This is a genomic window from Nocardia sp. NPDC127579, from assembly GCF_042672005.1.
Lineage (GTDB): Bacteria > Actinomycetota > Actinomycetes > Mycobacteriales > Mycobacteriaceae > Nocardia.
The window spans coordinates 224380-244386 of sequence record NZ_JBHXVZ010000002.1; the positions used below are offsets into that span (position 1 = coordinate 224380).

The following is a 20007-nucleotide window of genomic DNA, read 5'->3' on the forward strand; positions in this document are numbered from 1 at the left end:
TTCGTTTCGGTTCAGCCGATGGTCTGCGCCTGCACGCACACGGCGGCCAGCCGCAGCTGCATCCAGTCCGCCCTGGTCCAGTCGGCGGGCGGCAGGCCCGTCATCGGGGTGGCGATCATCTCGGCCAGCTGCTGTGCGGTCGCGGGCTGGTGCTCGCGGGCCTGGTCGAGCAGGCCGCGGACGTAGCCGGCGAGCAGCAGTAGCGGCGGCACCTCGGCGGCGTCCTCGACGCCGTGTTCGAGAATGTCGCGCAGGGCCGCGCCGTGCTGATCCAGCACCGCCGACAGGGCCGGATTCTCCGCGGCCGCGGCGAGCGCCGGTTCCCCGTGCGATTCGTGCAGGCGATTCAGAATTCTGCGCGCCGACACTTCGAGCAACGCGGGTCCCAGCAAGAACATTTGCCGACTGTAGCAATCATGCAGCGTTTATCAAAATGTGATCTTCGACCCATTTATCCGGCGCGCCGAAAGCCATTGTCAGCGAAATGCATTCGCGTCCGTCAGCGCCTTTCCGAGGACCAGTTGATGGACTTCCGCGGTGCCCTCGTAGGTCAGCACGGACTCCAGATTGTTCGCGTGCCGCAGTACCGGGTAGTCCAGCGTGATGCCGTTTGCGCCGAGGATCGTGCGGCACTCCCGGGCGATCCGGATCGCTTCCCGCGTGCTGTTCAGTTTGCCCGCGCTGATCTGGTCCGACAGCAGCTCGTGCCGGTCCTTCAGGCGGCCCAGATGCAGCGCGAGCAGCTGTCCCTTGCCGTACTCCAGGGCCATGTCGGCCAGCTTGGCCTGGGTCAGCTGATAGGCGGCCAGCGGCTTGTCGAAGACCTCGCGGGTGCGGGCGTAGTCGATGGTCGCGGCCAGGCAGTCGCGGGCGGCGCCGAGCGCGCCGAAGATGATGCCGAAGCGGGCCTCGCTCAGACAGGCCAGCGGTGCGGCCAGGCCGCGCGAGTCCGGCAGCACCGCCTCCGCGGGCAGGCGCACGTCGTCGAAGTCGAGTTCGGCTGTGATCGAGGCCCGCAGCGACAGTTTGTGGTGCATTTCGCGGGCGACGAAGCCGGGGGTATCGGTTGGCACGATGAAGCCGCGGATCTTGTTGTCCGGACCGGGGGTGGCAGACGACGAAGTCGGCGGGGTGGGTGAACAGCGCGCCCAGATTACGGCGACGTCGGCGACCGAGCCGTTGGTGATCCACATCTTGGACCCGTTGAGCACCCAGTCCGCGCCGTCCCGGACCGCGCGGGTGCGCATGCCGCCGGGGTTGGAGCCGAAATCGGGTTCGGTCAGGCCGAAGCAGCCGATGATCCGGCCCTCGGCCATGCCGGGCAGCCAGCGCTGCTTCTGCTCCTCGGAACCGAACTTGTGGATCGCGGTCATGGCGAGCGAGCCCTGCACCGAAACCATGCTGCGCACACCGGAATCCACGGCTTCCAGCTCCTGACAGGCCAGACCGTAGGTGGTCGCCGACATGCCCGCGCAGCCGTAGCCCTCCAGGTGCATGCCCAGCAGGCCGAGCTTGCCGAGCTCCGGGGCCAGCTCCCGCGCCGGGAAAGTACCCGCCTCGAACCATTCCGCCGTATGCGGTCGCAGCCGATGATTCGCGAAGTCGCGGACGGTGTCGCGGATCTCGCGTTCCTCGGCACTGAGCAGGGAGTCGGTGGCGAACAGTTCATCAACGCTGAGCATGGGGCTCACGTTACCTCCGGAATCGGACCCATTTAGGCTGTCGCTCTATGAGCGCTGAAGGGTTGGGATTCTCGACACGGGCCATACACGCGGGATTCGATCCGGATCCGCAGACCGGCGCGGTGAACGTTCCGATCTACGCCAGCTCCACCTTCGCCCAGGACGGCGTCGGCGGCCTGCGCGGCGGCTTCGAGTACGCCCGCACCGGCAACCCGACCCGGCAGGCGCTGGAGGCCAATCTGGCCGCGCTGGAGTCGGGCCGCTTCGGCCGCGCCTTCGCCTCCGGCATGGCCGCCACCGACTGCGCCCTGCGCGCCACCCTGCGCCCCGGCGACCACATCGTCATCCCGGACGACGCCTACGGCGGCACCTTCCGGCTGATCGACAAGGTGTTCACCCAGTGGGGCATCACGCACTCCCCGGCGGCGGTCTCCGACCCCGACGCCGTGCGCGCCGCGATCCGCCCGAACACCAAGCTGGTCTGGATCGAGACGCCCACCAACCCGCTGCTGAACATCGGCGACATACCGGCGCTGGCCGAGATCGCCCACGAAGCCGGCGCGAAACTGGTGGTGGACAACACCTTCGCCACCCCCTACCTGCAACAGCCGCTGCTGCACGGCGCGGACATCGTCACCCACTCGACCACCAAGTACCTCGGTGGTCACTCCGATGTGGTCGGCGGCGTGCTGGTCACCGATGATCCGGAGCTGGACGCGGCGTTCGCGTTCCTGCAGAACGGTGCGGGCGCGGTACCCGGCCCGTTCGACGCCTACCTCACCATGCGCGGCGCCAAGACCCTCGCGCTGCGGATGGAACGGCACTGCGACAACGCCGAGCTACTGGCCGAGTTCCTGGTCAAGCATCCGGCCATCGCCCAGGTCATCTACCCGGGCCTGCCCGAACATCCCGGCCATGTGGTCGCCGACAAGCAGATGCGCCGCTTCGGCGGCATGATCTCGGTGCGGTTGCACGGCGGCAAGGCCGCGGCGCACGAGTTCTGCTCGCGCACCAAGATCTTCACCCTGGCCGAATCGCTGGGCGGTGTGGAATCGCTGATCGAGCACCCGGGCGCCATGACACACGCTTCCACCGAGGGCTCGGAGCTGGAGGTGCCCGCGGATCTGGTGCGGCTGTCGGTCGGCATCGAGGACGGGGCGGATCTGCTCGCCGATGTCGAGCAGGCCCTGGCGGGATAGGGGATCACGGATATGACGAAGCGGCCGCACTCGAGATCGAGTGCGGCCGCTCGCGTCTGCTACGGGTTTCCCGGACGTGGTCGGTCCGGCAGGGGATTCGTTCGCGCGACGGGCGCGCGCCCGCGATCAGCTGTGGTAGGGCTCCGCGCTGACCAGGGTGACCTTCATGGTGTTGCCGTTGGGCAGCGTGTACTCGCGGGTCTCGCCGACCTTGGCGTCGATGAGCGCGCCACCGAGCGGCGACGCGGGCGAGTAGGTCTCGAGCTTGGTATCGCCCAGGCCCTCTTCGCGGGTGGCGATCAGGAAGGTCTCGGTGTCGGTCTCGTCGCCGTCGTAGTAGACCTTGACGACCGAGCCGGGGAGCGCGACGCCGGACTTGGTGGGCGCGACGCCGACCTTGGCGTTGTTCAGCAGTTCCTGCAGCTGGCGGATTCGCGCCTCCTGCTGGCCCTGCTCTTCGCGCGCGGCGTGGTAGCCACCGTTCTCCTTGAGGTCGCCCTCTTCACGGCGTTCGTTGATCTCGGCAGCGATGACGGGACGATTTGCGATGAGCGCATCGAGTTCGCTTTTGAGCCTGTCGTGCGACTCCGGGGTCAGCCAGGTCACTTGCGTCTCGGTCATCTCGATCACTCCCTAGTAGTTGTTTTCTGGAACTGCCGCGCGCACGCGGTTAGGCGGGCACACCCCAGCCGACGACCAGATGGGATGCCCGACTCCGGGCAACCCGAGAACCCGGAACCGATGCGCTGGCCGCCAATGCAGCAAACACGGCTCCGAGGTCCGGAACCGTGTATCACGCCATTTTAGCATGACTCATAAACATGCAGGTCGGAACTTGTTTTGTGTCCGAGGCTGCTCGGGATTCGCCGGAAAGGTCTGAAAATGCCGCATCGCGGAGCGATTCCGTGAGGGGCGGCGGTCGGGGACGCGGTGGGCTCACTCGGTTCTCAGGTAGGGGGGTACCTGATCGGTGCATCCGTAAACGTTGCCGGCCGATGGCCGGGAGGACGAACGCACCGTTGTGGTCAGCTCGACCGTTCCGGCCTCCTGCGGCGGGATCAGCACCTCGCGGCGGCCGATCTCGGCGCTGTCGCTCGACATCACCCGCACGAAACAGACCACCGGCTGTCCGGGGTCCTTGCGGGTCACCTTGAACCGGACCGTCATGGTGGAGTCGTCGATCTGCTGGTAGCCCAGGCCCTCGGCCTCGATGTCCTTGGGCCCGTACTTCTGGTAGCCCAGTGCCGCCACGCCGACGCCGGCCACGACGACCGCGGCGCTCAGCGCCACCGCGATCCAAGGCCGCCGCACGCGCGGAACTTCGCCATACCGATCGGCGTGTCGCGCGGCCGCGGTGGACTCCGGCTCGGTCATGGCTGATCACTCCGGGGGGTAGGTCGGAACAAATGTGGGTCGGATGGAACTATAGGGAACGACCATCCGACACCCGCGACCGAGAGCGATGGTGAACGAAATCGTGAGTGGCCTTCGCCTCATGGCGGTGCACGCCCACCCGGACGACGAGTCCAGCAAGGGCGCCGCGACGACCGCGCGTTACGCCGATGAAGGACACGACGTCCTGATCGTCACGCTGACCGGCGGCGAACGCGGCAGCATTCTCAATCCAGCCATGGATACCCCCGGCGTGCTGGACCGGATCGACGAGGTCCGCCGCGAGGAGATGGCCGCCGCTGCCCGCGCGCTGGGTGTGCGCCAGACCTGGCTGGGATTCGTCGACTCCGGGCTGCCCGAGGGTGACCCGCTGCCGCCGCTGCCCGAGGGCTGCTTCGCGCTGGTGCCGCTCGAGGAGGCGACCGAGGCGCTGGTGCGGGTCGTGCGCGAGTTCAAGCCGCACGTGATGACCACCTACGACGAGACCGGCGGTTACCCGCATCCCGACCACATCCGGTGCCACCAGGTGTCGGTGGCGGCGTTCGAGGCGGCGGGTGATCCGGAGCGGTTCCCGGACGCGGGTGAGCCGTGGACGCCGTCCAAGCTGTATTACGACCACGGATTCTCGATGAAGCGGCTGGAGCTCTTCGCCGCCGAGTACGAGCGCAACGGTGAGCCGTTCCCGCTCCAGGAGTGGCTGGACCGGATCCGGCAGTACGCGGTCGAGCGTGGCGATGTGATGTCGCGGGTGACCACCCAGGTCGAATGCGGCAAGTACTTCCCGCAGCGCGATGACGCGTTGCGCGCGCATGCCACCCAGATCGACCCGAACGGCGCCTTCTTCGCGATTCCGCTGGAGATGCAGCAGCGGCTGTGGCCCACCGAGGAATTCGAGCTGGCCCAGACCCGGGTGCGCACCGCGCTTCCGGAGAACGACCTGTTCGCGGGCGTCGAGGAACCGGCCGGGGTTCAGCTCTGATGTTGCTCGCAGTGCTCGCGCAGACCCCAGGCACCCCGACCGGCCCGGAATTCGGCAAGGCCTCACCGTTCGGCTTGGTCATCGTGTTGATCCTGCTCGCCGGGACGGTGTTGCTGGTTCGTTCGATGAACCGGCATCTGAAGAACCTGCCCGAGACTTTCGAACCGGAGCATCCGGAACCGGATCAGGAAGCCGACGAGGGCACCGAACCGGGAATCACCCGCACCACCGACAACGATTCCGACGCCGACGGTCACGCCAAGACCTGACCCGGCTCGGGCGGATGTCACGTTCCGTCGCTAGGGTTCGTCATCTCTGTGACAGCGGCCGATCGGTCTCGCTGCGATCGGAAAGTTGGGACGAGGGAATGACATTCGACGAGTTGCGGGCGACGGCGCGCGGAGCGGTACTGGTTCCGGGCGACGCGGGCTTCGACGCCGCGGCCCAGCCCTGGAATATCGCGGTCGCGCAGCCGGTGGCGGCCGTGGTCGAGGCGGCCGACGCCGATGACGTGGCGGCGGTGGTGTCCTTCGCCGCGCGCACCGGGATCCAGGTGGCGACGCAACCGACCGGACATGGCGCCACGGGCGGGCTGGACGCGGCGATCCTGCTGCGCACCGGCCGGTTGAACGCGGTCGAGATCGACGCCGACCGGCGGATCGCGACCGTGGGCGCGGGCGCGCAGTGGGGTGCGGTGCAGGCCGCGGCCGTGGCGCACGGTTTGACCGGTCTCGCCGGCAGCAACCCGGTGGTCGGCGTGACCGGCTACACCGTGGGCGGTGGCTTCGCCTGGTTCGGCCGCAAGTACGGCTGGGCCTCGGACGCGGTGCGCGCCTTCGAGATCGTGGATGCCACCGGCGCGCGTCGCCGGGTGGACGCCGGCTCGGATCCGGATCTTTTCTGGGCGCTGCGTGGTGGTGGCGGCGATTTCGCGGTGGTCACCGGGCTGGAGTTCGACCTGTTCCCGCTGGCGCGGGTCTACGGTGGCCGGGTGATGTGGCCGGCCGACCGGACGGCCGAGGTGTTCGCGCTGTTCCAGCGGCTGACCGCGGCCGCGCCGGACGAATTGTCGTTGTGGTTCAACCGGGTTCAGCTGCCGGGCGCGCCCGCCATGGTCGGGCTGGACGCGGCCTGGGTCGGCGCGATCGAGGCCGGCCGGGAGATGTTGGCGGTGCTGGACACCATCGACGGCGCGATCGCGGATACCCGCGGTGAGCTGTCGGTCGCCGAGATCGGCGCGATCACCGCCGAACCCACGGATCCCAGCCCGGCGGTATCGCGGGCGGCGCTGCTCACCGGGCTGGACGCGGCGGGTCTGGAGTCCGTGCTGGCCGAGCCGGTGGCGCCGCTGATGGCGATTCAGATCCGTCATCTCGGTGGGGCGCTGGCCCGGACCCGCGACGGTGGCGGCGCGCGCGGCGCGGCGACCGCGCCCTATCTGCTGTACCTGCTCGGCCTCGGCCTACCCCACCTGATCGATTCGGTGCGGGCCCGGCAGGACGCGATCCTCGAGGCCCTCGGTTCGCAGGCCACCGGCGGTCTGCCGGTCACCTTCCTCAGCGGTTCGAACACCGTCGCGGACGCGTTCGACGCCGCCGCGCTGACCCGGTTGCGGGCGGTGAAGAAGGCACAGGATCCACAGTCGGTGCTGCGCGCCAACTTTCCGGTGAATCGCTGAGTCGCCCCGGGGTTTTCGTCGCGGGCGAGGCGGGGTAATCCGTTGCTGCGGTTGCCGTCACTTGTCAGCCGATCGTGCTATCAATGCTGCATCCGCTCGAGCGAAGGAAGCCCATGGAAACTGCGCCTACCCGTCCCGTCGGAGTGATCGGTCGGATCGATCGCGCGTTGGATGCCACCGGAAAGATCATCGAGGCCGTGGCCCACACGCAGCTGACGCAGGCCACGCCGTGCCCGGAGTGGGATGTGCGCGCGGTGCTCAACCACACCGTGGCGGGCATGCACCGGGTCGCCGCCGCGCTCAGCGGTATGGGTTCCGGCGCCGAGCGCGAGGACGATTGGCTGGGCTCGGATCCGCAGGGCGCCTACGCCGCGGCCGCCGAAATCGACCGTGCCGCATGGCATCGCCCCGACGCGCTGACCGCCAAGCTGGACAGCCCGATCGGCGTGCTGCCCGGCGCGGCGGTGGCGGTCATGCACTTGAGCGAAATCGTGGTGCACGGACTGGATCTCGCGATAGCCGTCGGCCGCGCGGATCTCGCCGACGACGAATTGTGTGCGCAGACACTGCATCTCATGCGGTCCCAGGGCGGCATCGATGCCTTCCGCCGCCCGGGCCTGTTCGGGCCCGAGGTCGAGATCGCCGACGACGCACCCGCGCACCGCAAACTGCTCGGATACACCGGCCGCGACTGCTAGTCGTACCGGGCTGCCTGTGTTTTCGACTGAGCGCGAGCAGGCGACCCGTTGCCGCTCGGCGGCGATCAGCCGGTCGGGGTCGGTAGCCGGGGGACCGAGTCGAGCAGGCGGCGCGTGTATTCGTGGTCCGGGGCGCGCAGGACGCTGTCGACCGCGCCGGATTCGACAACGCGGCCGCCCTGCATGACGACGACGCGGTCCGCGAGGTGGTGCACTACGCCGAGGTCGTGCGAGATGAGCAGCAGGGCGGTGCCGAATTCGGCTCGTAGTTCGGCGAGCAGGTCGAGGATCTGGGCCTGCACCGAGACATCGAGGGCCGAGACCGGTTCGTCGGCGACCAGCAGTGCCGGCTTGGGTGCGAGGGCGCGGGCGATGGCGACGCGCTGGCGTTGCCCGCCGGACAGGGTGCGCGGGTGCCGGTCCAGCAGGCCGCGGCTCAGGTGCACCGCGTCCAGGATCTCGCGAACCCGTTCCGCTCGGGCGCGTCCGCGCAGCCCGATGGTGTCCAGGCTCTCGCCGATGATGCGCTCCACGGTGTAGCGCGGATCGAACGAGCTGAGCGGATCCTGCGCGATCAGCTGTGCGGTGCCGCGGCGGGTGCGCAGTTCCCGTTCGGGCAGCTCGCTCCACGGTTCACCGTCGACCAGGACGCGGCCCGAGGTGGGTTCGATCAGGCTCAGGGCCATGCGCGCGGTCGTGGTCTTGCCCGAGCCGGATTCGCCGACGATGCCCAGGGTTTCGCCCGCGAAGAGGTCGAAGTCGACATTGTCGACCACGGTGCGCGAGCCGTAGGTCTTGTGTAGTCCGCGGGCCGACAACACGATTCGGGTCTCGTCGACCGCGCGTGCCGGCAGCGGCGGGCGATCGGTGCTCGACAGGGCCCTGCCCCGGGTGGCCGCGGAAGGCACGGCCGCGAGCAGTCGTTTCGTGTAGTCGTGCGCGGGCCGGGTCAGTACCTCCCGGGTGGTCCCGGCCTCGACGATCACACCGTCGCGCATGACCAGGACCCGGTCGGCCAGCTCCGCGACCACCGCGAGGTCGTGGCTGATCAGCAGCAGTGCGTTGCCCGCGGCCTTGCGCTGCCGGAGCAGGTCCAGGATCTGGCGCTGCACGGTGACATCGAGGGCGGTGGTCGGTTCGTCGGCGATGATCAGCGGTGGGTCACCCGCGAGGGCGGTGGCGATCAGCGCCCGCTGACGCAGCCCGCCGGACAGTTCGTGCGGGTACTGCCGCAGTCGCAGTTCGGGTTCGGGGACGCCGACCTCGGTGAGCAGGCGCAGGCTGTGCGCGGTGCGGGCCCGGCCGCCGCGAAACCGGCCGGTAGCGAGGTCAACGGGTCCGGCCGGATGTGTCGGCGCGAGCACGTCGCGCGTGGTCTGCCCGCCCTGCGTGCGCTGTGCGCGCTGCGCTTCGGCCAATTGTGCGCCGATCGTGCACAGCGGATCGAGCGAGACCAGTGCGTCCTGGAGCACGAAACCGATAGTGCTGCCGCGGATTCGGCGCCAGTCGCGGTCGCGGTAGCGGCGGGCGTCCTGTCCGTTCAGCTCCAGCCGATCGGCGCGCACCGACGCGCCCGGTCCGGCCAGCCCGATCAGTGCCCGCGCGGTCACCGACTTCCCCGACCCGGATTCACCGACCAGCGCGACGACTTCGCCCGCGTCGATCCGCAGATCGATGCCCTCGACCACCTCGCCGCCCGGAAAGCCGATGCGCAGGTTCTCGACAGCGACCAGACTCATGTTCGCGCCCTTCCGTCGTAGCGTCGTTGCCAGTGCCGCCCGAGGGAGCTGACGGCGATCACCGTCGCGGTGACGGCCAGACCGGGCAGCACCCCGATCCACCAGGCATTGCGCAGATAGTTGCGGCCTTCGGCGAGCATGGCGCCCCATTCCGGTTCCGGCGGTTGCGGTCCCATGCCGAGGAAGCTGAGGCCGGCCGCGCCGAGTATGGCGGTGCCGAGGCCGATGGTGGCCAGGATCGGCACCTGGGCCACCGCGTGCGGGAGTACGTGCCGCCGCACCAGGGTGGTCCGGCTGAGCCCGAAAGTCCTTGCCTGCTCGACATATCCCGTTTCCTGTACGACCAGGGTCTGCGCACGCACCACCCGGGCGAAGCGCGGGATGGAGGCGATACCGAGTGCGAAGATCAGGTTGGTGGTGCCGGGGCCGGTGAACGAGATCAGCACCAGGGCCAGCAGCAGATCCGGGAAGGCGGAGACCACATCGAGGAATCGGGTGATCAGTTCGTCGAGCGCGCCGCGCGCCAGCCCGGCCAGCAGCCCGAGCAGGGTCCCGGCCACGACCGCGATGGCGACGGCGGTCACGCCGATGAGCAGTGAGTAGCGCGCGCCGTGCACGACGCGCGTGAAGACGTCGCGGCCGAGATGATCGGTGCCGAACCAGTGCTGCGCGCTCGGCGGGAGCTGGGCGGCGAGTGGGTCGGCGGCCAGCGGGTCGGCGCCGGCCAGTACCGTGGGCGCGAGCACGGCGACAGCCACCAGCCCGATTGTCATGGCCGCCAACGCAATTCCCGGCGCAAATCTGAAACTACTTACCCGCGTGGCGATTCCGCTGACAGCCAGCCGCGGTTTCTCGAGAGTTGTCATTGCTCACCTCCGCGGCGCAGTCGTGGATCGAGCAGGGGATAGAGCAGATCGACCACCGTGCTGATCACGACGTAGACGAACGCGGACAGGATGGCCACGGCCAGCACCACCGGAAGATCCTGGGCCAGTACCGCTTCCACGGTGACGCGCCCGAGTCCGGGTCGGCCGAAGACCTCCTCGATGATCACGGCGCCGCCCAGCAGCCCGCCGACCAGCCATCCGGTCAGTGTGACAGCGGGCAGGGCGGCGTGGCGCAGGCCGTGACGGACCCGCAGTTCGCTGTCGCGGATCGACCACGAGCGCACCGTCACCGCGAACGGTTCCTCCAGCGCCCGTTCCAGCCCGTCGCGCAGTACCTGGGAGACGACCGCGCCGAGCGAGAGCCCGAGCGCAAGCGCGGGCAGTACCAGCGCGGACAGGCCCTTGTTCGCCGCCACCGGGAACAGCTTCAGGCCGAAGCTGAATACCGACAGCAGCACGATGCCGAGCCAGAACGCGGGCGTCGAGACCAGGGTCAGCTCGACGGCATTCGCGAGGGCACGGGCGCGGGGGCGGCGCGCGGTGGTGGTGGCGACGACCACCGCGAACACCAGCGCGACCAGCAGCGCGCCGCCCGTGAGCGCCAGGGTCGGCGCGGCCTGGGCGCCGAGTACCTCCGACACCGGCCGTTGCAGCACATAGGAGCGCCCGAAATCGCCGTGCGCCACGTTCCACAGGTAGCGGCCGTACTGCACGACCGCCGGGCTGTCCAACCCCCACTCGGCCCGGATCGCGGCCGCCACCTCGGGGGTACGCGGCTGCTCGCCGAGCAGCACGTCCACCGTGTCGCCCGGTGCGAGCCGTACGCCGAGGAAGGACAGCGTGACCGCGCCCCACAGCACCCCGAGGCCGGAGCACAGGCGCAGCACAACCTGTTTGGCGAGTACGCGGCGGTGGCTCCGCCCGATCTCGACGGTGCCTGGTGAGGTCGCGAGCTCGGCCGTCATGGACAACACCCCGAGGAGCCGTCTCCGTTCGCCTTAGCCACGGCTGACCCAGATGTCGTAGGCGTTCTCCGGCATCGCCTTGTAGGGCCGGAAGCCCGCGCCGTGCACATGGGCCGCCGCCGCGATCTGGTTCTCCGGAATGTAGAGCGGCAGCCCGTACGCCTTGTCCACCAGCGCGAATCGCTGGAGCAATCCGTATTGCCGCGCACGCTCGGCGGTGTCGGTGGTGGCGGCCGCGGCGCGCAGCCAGCCCGACAGCTCCGGATCGGTGGCGCGGCTGTAATTCAGTGTGCCCAGCGCGGTCGGCGGGTACCAGTGGTTCTCGATATCGATGCCGCCGGTGAGGGTGTCGGAGTTGGCGATCGCGCCGAAGGTGTTGTTCTTGCGGTGTTCGGCGTAGGTGCCCAGGTCGACGTAGGACAGTTTCAGGTCGATGCCCGCGTTCTGCTTGGCCTGGGCCTGGACCGCTTGCAGCAGCACCTCGCGCTGGTCGCGCACGGTGGACTGGGCCTGCACCAGCTCGATGGTCAGCCGCTGACCGTCCTTGGTCCGGAAGCCCTCGGAATCCCTTGCCGTCCAGCCGGCTTCGTCGAGCAGCCGGTTGGCCGCGGCCTTGTCCGCGCCGTATGCCCCCTCGATGCTCTTGTCGTAGAACAGGGTGTCGACGCTGGAGGCGATGCCCCAGCCGCGGGTGCGCTGGCCACGATAGATGGATTGCAGGACCGCGCCCACGTCGACGGAGTTGTTCAGCGCCTTGCGCACTTTCTCGTCGGCGGCGGGCCCGAAGCGGGCATTCCAGTACAGCGTGTACGGGCTGCCGTTGTTGAGCGCGCGCTGATAGGTGAACTCGGGGTTGCCGTCGAACAGCGACGCGTCGTTACCGGATACGCCTTCGATCAGGTCGACCTGGCCGGAGGTGAGCGCGCCGGTGCGCACCGAGGATTCGGGCAGGAACCGGTAGGTCACCTCGTCCAGGTAGGCCGGGCCCTGGTGCGCGGCGTTCTGTGGCGCCCAGTTGTAGTCCGGGTTCTTCCGGAAGTGCAGCTCCTGACCTTTGACGTAGCGATCGAGGATGAACGGGCCGGTGCCCGCGATCTCGGGGCCACCGGCTTTGAGCTGCGGCTTGTCCCATGCGGTGGGGGAGATGACGGGGAAGCCGGCGGCGAAGTCCAGGAACGGCGCGTAGGGGTCCTTCAGGCTGAACACCAGGGTGCGCTCGTCGCGCGGGGTCACCCCGGCCAGATGCGACAGCGGCCCGGCCGACCAGCCGCCGGAGTACGAGACGTCCTGCATCATGGTGAAGTTGCGGGCCACCGCGGCGGCGGTGAGCGGGCTGCCGTCGGTGAATTTCACACCCTCGCGGAGCGTGAAGGTGTAGGTGAGCCCGTCCGGCGAGATCTCGTGCCCGCCGGCCAGCCATGGGACATACGCGCCCTCCGGTGTGCGCGCCAACAGGCTCTCGAAGACGTTGCGCAGCATCAGGTGCGTGTTGCTCTGGCCATTGAGGTGCGGATTGAGTGTGGTGGGTTCGGTTTCCACGCCCCAGGTCAGCGCGCCGCCGCTGCGCGGTGGCCCGGATTCGCCGGTCCCGGAATCGGTTCCGCCGCAGGCGGTGAGCGCCAAGGCTGTCGCCATCAGAGCTGTCGCTAGTCGCCAAGTCCGCTTCACGGCGCGGTACTCCTGTCCTCGATGAGAAATAGTGCTTGATCGGTGGTGACGACCGCGCCTTCGTGCGCGGCCACGGTGACGATGCCGGGATGTGTCGCGGTGAGCTCGTGCTCCATCTTCATGGCCTCGACGACGCCGAGGAGTTGGCCCCGCTCGACCTCCGCTCCGGATTCGACGTGCAGCCGCACCAGGGTGCCCGGCATCGGGGAGCGGATCTCGGGTCCGGCGGAAGCCGTTGTGAGCGAGCGGTATTCGGCATGGCGCACGATTCGGGTGACCCCGGCCACCTGGCTGACCCAATCCTCGCCCCGGCGTGTGAGGGTGCAGGTGACGCCGTCGAGCGCGACGGTGTCGCCCTCGGTGCGCAGACCGGTGACGCGCGGGCCGGTATCGGTGCGCACCAGGACGGCGTCACCGTCGTATCCGCTGACGCGCACCGTGAACGGATGGCCGTCCACGGTCAGGTCGATCGTGCCGAGATCGTGGTCGGCGGGATCGAGCCAGGTCCGATCGCCGGGGGGTGCGCCCGTCGACCACGGTGTACTGCGGTCGGGTGCGCTCAGGGCGACGGCCACGGCGAGGGCGCCGAGCCGGTCCGGGTCGCCGAATTCCGCGACCGGGTCCAGCCGGTCCAGGTAGCCGGTGTCGTGTTCGGCCGCGGCGACCAGCGGGTCGGCCAGCACCTGGCCGACGAAGCCGAGGTTGGTCGAGATGCCGTGCCAGCGCAGGTCCGCGCAGGCCTGGCGGGCCGCGGCCAGCGCCTGCGTCCGGTCGCCGCCGGAGGCGACGAGTTTGGCGATCATCGGGTCGAATCCGCCGGTGACATCGAGTCTTTCGGCGAAGGCGCGGTCGATGCGAACTTGCGGCCACCGGGTGACCTGGAGCGGACCGGGGCAGGGCAGGAAGGAGCGGAACGGGTCCTCGGCGTACATCCGGACCTGCACCGCGGCCCCGCTGTAGCCGATCTGCGCCTGGGTGGCGGGCAGTGGTTCGCCTGCGGCCACCCGCAACTGCCACTCCACCAGGTCCAGGCCGGTGATCGCCTCGGTCACCGTATGTTCCACCTGGAGGCGGGTATTCATCTCGATGAAGAAGAATTCCGATCCCACGAGCAGGAATTCGAAGGTGCCCGCGCCCGTGTAGCGCAGCGCCCGGGCACCGCGCACGGCCGCGTCGAACATGGATTCTCGGGTGGCGGCGGGGATTCGGGGTGCCGGTGCTTCCTCGATCACCTTCTGATGCCTGCGTTGCAATGAGCAGTCGCGATCGAAAAGGTGGACGACAGAACCGGATTCGTCGCCGAAGACCTGAACTTCGATGTGCCTGGCCGATTCGGCGTAGCGCTCCAGGTGCAGCCGTCCGTCCGCGAAGGCCGCCGTGGCGGTGCGGGTCGCCGAGGCGAGCGCCGCGCGGAGCCCGTCGCCGGAGTGCAACACCGACATGCCTTTGCCGCCACCGCCGCCCGCTGGTTTGACGATCAGCGGATAGCCGATATCTCCGGCCGCGTCGACCAGCGCGTCCAGGTCGTCGGTGGCCGTCGGGGTGCCGGGCAGCACCGGCACCCCGGCCTCGGCCATGACGCGGCGGGCCGCGGCCTTATCGGCCATGGTCTCGATCGTGCCCGAGGCGGGACCGACGAAAACCAGTCCGGCGGCGCGCACCGCGCGAGCGAATCCGGCGTGCTCGGATAGGAAACCGTAGCCGGGATGCACTGCATCACAGCCGGTTTCGACAGCGGCGCGGATCAAGGCGGCGGCATCGAGGTGGCCGCCCGCGGGCAGCCGCACGGTGGCGGCCGCGCCCGCGTGGTAGGTCAGCGCGCGGTCCTCGTCGACGCTCACCGTGACATAGGCGATGCCGAGCCGGTCGCAGGTGCGCGCGATGCGGGCGGCGATCTCGCCGCGATTGGCGATCAGCAGGGTCGAGATCACAGCCGCAACACCCCGAAGGTGGCGGCGGCCGGGGCCGGTCGATCCCAGCGCTCGTGCGCCAGCGACAGGCACTGCGCCAGCCAGGCGCGGGTGTCCTCCGGTTCGACGATGGCGTCGATCCACATGCGCGCGGCGATATAGGCGGGCAGCGACTGCTGTTCGAAGCTGTCGATGATCGGCTGTTTGATCGCGGCTTCCTCGGCGGCGCTCAATTCCTTGCCCTCCCGGCGCAGCCGGTCCCGCTTCAAAATCGCCATGACCGCGGCCGCCTGCTCGCCGCCGACGCCGGTGGAGCGGGCATTGGGCCACATGGCCATGAATTGCCCGCCCATGGACCGGCCCGACATGGCGAAATTGGCCGCGCCGAAACTGCCGCCGATCACCAGCGAGATCTTCGGGACAGTGGCGCAGGAGACGGCGTTCACCATTTTCGCGCCGTGCTTGGCGATACCCGCGCGCTCGTATTGCTCGCCGACCATGAAGCCACTCACGTTGTGCACGAACAGCAAGGGGATCCGGCGCTGATTGCAGATCTGGATGAAGTTCGTGGCCTTGAGCGCGCTGTCCGGGAAGATCACGCCCTGATTGGCGATGATGCCGACCTCGTAACCGGCGATGCGCGCGGTCGCGCAGACAATGGTCTGCCCGTAGTCGCGGCGGTATTCCACCCACGAGGCGGCATCCACCACACAGCGCAGAACCGCGCGGACATCCATTTCCTTCTTGGTGGTGGCCGGAATCAGATCCGGCAGGTCGGCCGGGTCCCGCGCGGGTTCGAGGGCCTGGAATGCCGGCGGCCGGACCCCGTCGCCGGGTGTCCGCGCGATGATGTCGCGGATCATCGCCAGCGCCTCCTCCTCGTTGGCCGCGAGGTGATCGGCCACGGCGGTTTCCCGGACGTGCAGGTCGGCGCCGCCGAGGGTCTGGGCGTCCACCGTGATACCGGTGGCGGCCTCCACCAATTGCGGTCCGCCCAGGAAGACGGTGCTGAGACCGCGGACCATCACGGTCTCGTCGCTCATCGCGGGAATGTAGGCGCCGCCCGCGGTGCAGATACCCAGCACGGCCGAAATCTGCGGCAGGCCCAGCGCCGACATCTCCGCGATATTGCGGAACATCTTTCCGAGGTGTTCCTCGTCCGGGAAGATCTCCTCCTGTAGCGGCAGGAAGATACCGCCGGAATCGGCGAGATACACACAGGGCAGCCGATATTCGCGGGCCAGTTTCTGTCCGCGCAACTGCTTCTTGATCGTCAGCGGATAATAGGTGCCGCCTTTGACGTGCGGATCGTTGGCGAAGATCATGCACGGTCGCCCGTGAATGGTGCCGATGCCGACGATCAGCGCCGCCGCGGGCAGATCGGTGTCGTACACGCCGTGCGCGGCCAGCCGGCCGATCTCCAGGAATGGCGTACCCGGATCGAGGACCCGGTCGACGCGTTCGCGCACCGGCAATTTCGGATCGCCGGGCCGCCGCCGCGGCTGCACGATCTCGGCCGTGTGCTCGCGTAGCAGCCGGCGTTGCGCTTCGAATCCGGTGGGGTGCTCCAGGGTGCGGGTCATGCGGGCTGCTCCTGCCGATCCTGATGCGCGGCCAGGCTCGCGTGCAGCGTGTCCGCGAAGCGGTGGATGGTGGCGGGTTCCAGGTCCGCGCGCAGCATCAGCCGCAGGCCCGCGCTGCCGCGCCGGATGATCGGGAAGAAGATCGGTGAGGTGTAGAAGCCCGCCTCCAGCATGTCCCGCGCCACGGCGACGGTGGTGTCCTCGCGGCCGATGCCGACGAACCGGATCGGGAGCCCGTCACCGGCGAGCTCGGTGTCGACGAGGGAGTCGAAAAGCCGGACCCGTTCCCGCAATTCGACCTGCAACCGGTCGACCGTGCCGTCGTCGTGCAGGTCGCAGGCCGCGACGATGGCGCCCAGGCCGGCGGTATTGATCCGCTGCGACCACATGAGCGGGCCGCTGGTGCGCAACAGGGTGGGTTTACGGGAATCGTCGCCGGGTGGCCCGAAGAAGATGACGCCGCCGCTGGCCCCGAAACCCTTGTTCAGCGAGGCGATCACGAGGGTGCGCTCGCGCCAGCCCTCGTAAGCGCCGAGCACGTATCCGCGGCCGTTGCGGCCGAGCGTCGAAATGCCATGCGCCTCATCGAAATACAGGAAAAGGCCGTACTCGTCCTGTAGCCGGTGCAGTTCGGCCAGCGGTGCGCCGCCGCCGGTGCTGTAGACGCCGTCGGCGATGTAGGCGACCTGAGCATGCTTGCGGCACAGATCTTCCAGGGCCTCGATGTCGTTGTGGTCGATCGTGGTCAGCTCGGTCTCGTCGGCGACCAGCGGCTTCATCGCGTTCAGGCAGAAGTGCGCGTTCTTGTCGAAGACCACCAGCGGCGGCTGCCCGCCGGTGAGCTCGCCGGAAGCGAGCAGCGGCAGGGTCGCCCAGGCCGCGGCCGCGCACGAGGACACCGTGACCGCCTGCGCGCCGAAGGTATTCGACAGTCGCTGCTCGGCCTCCTCCAGCAGGTTCAGCCGAATCCGCATGCGGGAGATGGAGGAGTTGATCGTCGCCGTCTCGTCGAGGCCGCGATGCGCGCCCGCGATGATGCGCGGATCGCTGTCCAGGCCGAGATAGGAGTACGAGGAGAAGTTGACGATCGTCCGGCCGTCGCGGTCGTGCACGGTGCCGTCGCGCATGTCCGCGGCGACGATATCGACCAGCCCGTGTGCGGTGCTGTCGTCCCAGAACGCAGTGCTCAATTGCAGTTGCCTGCGAATATTGGCGAATTGGTGTGTGACCATTCCGGTTAACCCTTCGTCGGCGAAAGCGCCGTGACGACGACTACGTTCACGGCGGCGAGCACAGAGATGGCGATGGACCAGGCCAGCAGCCCGGTGAGCGCGGGGCCCGTCAGCGAGGCGAGGCCCGCGAGACCCTGCTGGATGAGCGCGCACCACGAAACCGCCAGCGCGCCACCGGCGGCCAGGTGGCTGACCGCGTGCGCGGCACTGTTCGGGAACAGGGTGGCCTGGCCGAATGTCGTGGTGACATACCCGGCCAGGAAGATCGGCAGCGCGATCGCGCGCGGCGGTTCGAACGTCCACACGGCGGTGATGAGCACGCATCCGGCGAGCATGATCCAGGCGCCCTGGCGCATCATGGCGCGGGCTCCGACGCCGCTCACCCGGCGTCGGACGTAGGTCGCCCCGCCCAGATAGGCCGCGCCGTACAGGACGCCGAACAGACCGAAAACCCATGGTGGCAAGTCGAATCCGTCGGCGAACACGAACGCCGAGCGCTGTTGGATCACCACGATGACGGCGAATCCCAGCCCGCCCGCGACCGCGGCCGCGAGGAAGATCCGATCGCCGAACAGGCGGCGGGCCGAACCGGTAGGCGCGGGTTCCGGTCGCGGAAGTCGCAGGCGCAGCGCCAGCCCGATCGGCGCCACGGCCAGCGCGGCCAGCACGGCGAAGCCCGCGCGCCAGCCGAGTGTGGAGGTGAGAATGCCGCCGAGTACCTGTCCGCCGCCGAGCGCCACCACGAACGCCATCGACAGCAGCGCCAGCTGCCGCGCCAGTTCGGCGCCGCTGAACAGGTCCTTGACCATCACCCGGCCCACCACCGCGATACCGCCCGCGCCGATCGCCTGGATCACCCGCAGCGTCAGCAGCTCCGGTGCGTTCGTGATCAGCGCCAGCCCCGCGCTGGCCAGCACGAAGCACAGTCCCGCCGCGGTGAACGCGGGTACCCGGCCGAACCGTTCGGCGGCCCGCCCCCACGCCACCACCGGCAGCGCGGCGAACACCACGAACAGGGCCACCGATAATTGCAGGGTGCCTTCGCTCGCACCGATCTCCGCGCCGAGCGCGGGCATACCCGGTAGGTAGATGGTGGTCGCCATCTGGGCGACAATGACCGCACCGCAGGCGATCCCGATGATCCGCCGACTCGCCACCGGCACTGTCACGCCGCTCGCCTGCCGCACAGCCACTTCACATCCCCTACACCACAGCCGAATTCGGATCCGACGTACAGATCTACGCGGTGGGGCGGGGCGACCCCAGGGTTTGAATCGGCGTGATTCCTCGCACGCCGATGACGAATATCATCGGTGACTGTCCACTGATGTCACTGGTGGGTGGTTCGGATGCGCTGAATAGTCGTGGGGTGGCAGCGGTCATGGTGGAGTACGCGCCCGCGGTCGGGGCGGGGCGGATCGGTGCCGGGTGGATGCCGCGCGATGTGGCGGTCGCCGCGGCGGGGACGGTGTCGGCAGGGTTGGCACTCGGCTTGCTGCCGCTGCTCGCGGTCGGCCGTACGCCCGGCGGACAGGTGGCGCAGACCGCTGTCCTGCTCGCTGTGTGCCTGCCGATCTACGTGCGGCACTTGGTGTTCGCGGTACGCGATCGGGCCCCGTCCGCGGCTCGGCTCAGCACCGCGCTGTTGGCGGTGCTGGTGCTGGGCGCGGCCCCGCTGCTGGGCGCGGCCTGGCTGGACAGCGCGCATGTGGTCGCGGTGGTCGTACTGCTCACCCTGCCTCCGGCGGTCGCGATGCCGCTCGTGCTGGGCCTGCTCGCCGCGCTGGGGCCCGCGGCGGTGCTGCTCGGCGCGTCGCGGGAGGAGGCGATCTGGTTGGCGGTGACGGCCACGATGCGTGTGATCGCGATCTACGCGCTGGTGTGGATGGTCCTCGCGCTGCGCCGGTTACGCGGTGCGGCGGCGGAGCTCACCGAGCAGGCCATTGTCCAGGAACGTCTGCGGATCGATCGAGCAGCGACCGAGACCGTGCGTACGGCATTGCGGTCCATCGCCGAATCCTCGGACCGGGCCGCCGATTTGCTCGTGCGCGGTGACCGGGACGCGGCCCACACCGAGCTCGTCGCTCTCGTTACCGTCTCGCGCGGTGGGCTGGCACAGGCGCGGCAGCTGATCCGCGGCTTCCAGCAACCCGACCTGCTGCGCGAAATCGAGTCCACCGCAGCCCTGTTGGCCGCCGCGCACATCGATGCCCGCCTTGACCTGCCGCTCTCCGGCCCGCCCGAAGCCGAACAGGAGCCACTGCGCACCGAACTGCGCCTGCTACTGGCCCGGCTGCTCCGCCAGAGCCCGAGCGGTCCGGTGCGGATCACGCTGCGGCAGGCCGACGGGCGATGGGCCCTGTCGTGCGTCACCGACGTGCCGGGCAAGTGATTC

At 69.2% G+C, this 20007-nt stretch carries 18 protein-coding genes; 6 read left to right on the forward strand and 12 right to left on the reverse strand.

Translation table 11 applies throughout. The annotated features are described in order from the left end of the window. Positions 1-11: 11 nt before the first annotated feature. Together ACFVMC_RS08610 and ACFVMC_RS08615 are read right to left on the reverse strand one after the other, a co-directional pair. On the reverse strand, positions 12-398 hold the full coding sequence (locus ACFVMC_RS08610) for a DUF6401 family natural product biosynthesis protein (RefSeq protein WP_379208244.1): 387 nt from the start codon (positions 396-398) through the stop codon (positions 12-14). 78 nt (positions 399-476) lie between these two features. After that, the gene (locus tag ACFVMC_RS08615) at positions 477-1682 is read right to left on the reverse strand and encodes an acyl-CoA dehydrogenase family protein (protein ID WP_379208245.1); all 1206 of its coding nucleotides are present in this window, start codon (positions 1680-1682) and stop codon (positions 477-479) included. 47 nt (positions 1683-1729) lie between these two features. Here ACFVMC_RS08615 and ACFVMC_RS08620 point away from each other — a divergent pair, with 47 nt between their 5' ends. Then, a complete protein-coding gene (locus ACFVMC_RS08620) occupies positions 1730-2881 on the forward strand; it encodes a cystathionine gamma-synthase (protein ID WP_379208247.1) in 1152 nt (383 codons plus the stop codon). A gap of 126 nt (positions 2882-3007) precedes the next feature. Here ACFVMC_RS08620 and greA read toward each other — a convergent pair whose 3' ends face one another. Beyond that, entirely contained in the window at positions 3008-3502 is a 495-nt protein-coding gene (gene greA, locus ACFVMC_RS08625; protein ID WP_379208249.1) for a transcription elongation factor GreA, read from the reverse strand. 315 nt (positions 3503-3817) lie between these two features. Then, the gene (locus ACFVMC_RS08630; protein ID WP_379208251.1) at positions 3818-4255 is read right to left on the reverse strand and encodes a DUF4307 domain-containing protein; all 438 of its coding nucleotides are present in this window, start codon (positions 4253-4255) and stop codon (positions 3818-3820) included. A 103-nt stretch (positions 4256-4358) separates the two neighbouring features. Between ACFVMC_RS08630 and mca the strand changes: the two genes are divergently transcribed. The 4 genes from mca to ACFVMC_RS08650 all read left to right on the forward strand — a co-directional run bounded on the left by mca (position 4359) and on the right by ACFVMC_RS08650 (position 7628). After that, complete coding sequence (gene mca / locus ACFVMC_RS08635) at positions 4359-5252, forward strand: mycothiol conjugate amidase Mca (RefSeq protein ID WP_379208253.1); 894 nt, start codon at positions 4359-4361, stop codon at positions 5250-5252. Continuing rightward, positions 5252-5521, forward strand: coding sequence for a hypothetical protein (locus ACFVMC_RS08640; RefSeq protein WP_379208254.1), 270 nt, complete (start codon positions 5252-5254; stop codon positions 5519-5521). The genes mca and ACFVMC_RS08640 overlap by 1 nt, the downstream gene beginning before the upstream one ends. A gap of 98 nt (positions 5522-5619) precedes the next feature. Next, positions 5620-6930, forward strand: a complete 1311-nt coding sequence (locus tag ACFVMC_RS08645; protein ID WP_379208256.1) for an FAD-binding oxidoreductase — start codon at positions 5620-5622, stop codon at positions 6928-6930. 113 nt (positions 6931-7043) lie between these two features. Then, complete coding sequence (locus tag ACFVMC_RS08650; protein WP_379208258.1) at positions 7044-7628, forward strand: TIGR03086 family metal-binding protein; 585 nt, start codon at positions 7044-7046, stop codon at positions 7626-7628. A 65-nt stretch (positions 7629-7693) separates the two neighbouring features. Here ACFVMC_RS08650 and ACFVMC_RS08655 read toward each other — a convergent pair whose 3' ends face one another. From ACFVMC_RS08655 to ACFVMC_RS08690, 8 genes are all read right to left on the reverse strand, one after another. Continuing rightward, on the reverse strand, positions 7694-9367 hold the full coding sequence (locus ACFVMC_RS08655; RefSeq protein WP_379208260.1) for an ATP-binding cassette domain-containing protein: 1674 nt from the start codon (positions 9365-9367) through the stop codon (positions 7694-7696). Then, on the reverse strand, positions 9364-10140 hold the full coding sequence (locus tag ACFVMC_RS08660) for an ABC transporter permease (RefSeq protein ID WP_379208262.1): 777 nt from the start codon (positions 10138-10140) through the stop codon (positions 9364-9366). The genes ACFVMC_RS08655 and ACFVMC_RS08660 overlap by 4 nt, the downstream gene beginning before the upstream one ends. 89 nt (positions 10141-10229) lie before the next feature. Next, positions 10230-11219: an ABC transporter permease gene (locus tag ACFVMC_RS08665; protein WP_379208263.1), complete on the reverse strand. Its 990-nt coding sequence runs from the start codon at positions 11217-11219 to the stop codon at positions 10230-10232. 33 nt (positions 11220-11252) lie between these two features. After that, on the reverse strand, positions 11253-12854 hold the full coding sequence (locus tag ACFVMC_RS08670) for an ABC transporter substrate-binding protein (RefSeq protein WP_379208265.1): 1602 nt from the start codon (positions 12852-12854) through the stop codon (positions 11253-11255). A gap of 29 nt (positions 12855-12883) precedes the next feature. Continuing rightward, entirely contained in the window at positions 12884-14818 is a 1935-nt protein-coding gene (locus ACFVMC_RS08675) for a biotin carboxylase N-terminal domain-containing protein (protein ID WP_379208267.1), read from the reverse strand. Further along, positions 14815-16380 carry an acyl-CoA carboxylase subunit beta gene (locus ACFVMC_RS08680; protein ID WP_379208269.1) on the reverse strand — a complete coding sequence of 522 codons (1566 nt, stop codon included), beginning with the start codon at positions 16378-16380 and terminating at the stop codon, positions 14815-14817. Before ACFVMC_RS08680 ends, ACFVMC_RS08675 begins: the two co-directional genes overlap by 4 nt. Beyond that, on the reverse strand, positions 16377-17612 hold the full coding sequence (locus tag ACFVMC_RS08685; RefSeq protein ID WP_379208271.1) for an aminotransferase class I/II-fold pyridoxal phosphate-dependent enzyme: 1236 nt from the start codon (positions 17610-17612) through the stop codon (positions 16377-16379). Before ACFVMC_RS08685 ends, ACFVMC_RS08680 begins: the two co-directional genes overlap by 4 nt. 5 nt (positions 17613-17617) lie before the next feature. Further along, entirely contained in the window at positions 17618-18805 is a 1188-nt protein-coding gene (locus tag ACFVMC_RS08690) for an MFS transporter (RefSeq protein ID WP_379208273.1), read from the reverse strand. A gap of 176 nt (positions 18806-18981) precedes the next feature. On the opposite strand from ACFVMC_RS08690, the gene ACFVMC_RS08695 reads away from it, so the two are divergent. Then, positions 18982-20004 (forward strand): hypothetical protein, encoded by a 1023-nt coding sequence (locus tag ACFVMC_RS08695; RefSeq protein WP_379208275.1) that lies wholly within the window; start codon positions 18982-18984, stop codon positions 20002-20004. The last annotated feature ends 3 nt before the right edge of the window (positions 20005-20007 follow it).